We start from the raw sequence: 403 nt of genomic DNA on the forward strand, positions 1-403 counted from the left end.
GTCGACGGTGCCGACGCTGGCGGAGAGCGGGCTTGCGCCGCGGCATGTCGACTTCCGCCCCTTCGTGCTGACCGGCGCGAACATGGTGCAGGTGGTGCCCGGCGGCCTGACCCGCGTGGCGTTGAAGGAAGGTTCGCTGGTCGTGAACTCCAGCCAGGGCGGCGGCACCAAGGACAGTTTCGTGCTGATGGACGATCCGGTGATCGCGCAGTCCCAGGATTTTGGCTTTGGACAGACGCAGACGATGGGCGGCATGACCCAGTCGCAGGGGCCGCTCTGATGCTCAGCCGTACCGCATCGTCGCTCTACTGGCTGGGCCGCTACTTCGAGCGGACCGATTTCATCGCGCGGCTGGTGGAGGCGACGGTGCGGCTCGACGTATTGTCGCCGCGTTCCGCGGGGC

The 403-nt window shown here is 67.5% G+C and carries 1 protein-coding gene and 1 pseudogene; both read left to right on the forward strand.

Annotated elements, in window-relative coordinates; translation table 11 throughout:
• Window positions 1-193: pseudogene (locus tag AC0IYH_RS29570) on the forward strand (circularly permuted type 2 ATP-grasp protein); the annotation flags it as partial.
• Window positions 194-279: 86 nt separating this feature from the next.
• Window positions 280-403: alpha-E domain-containing protein (locus AC0IYH_RS29575; protein WP_471837620.1), on the forward strand; the 124-nt coding region annotated here is incomplete at its 3' end.

The sequence above is a fragment of the Pseudomonas sp. AC463 genome, assembly GCF_979253585.1.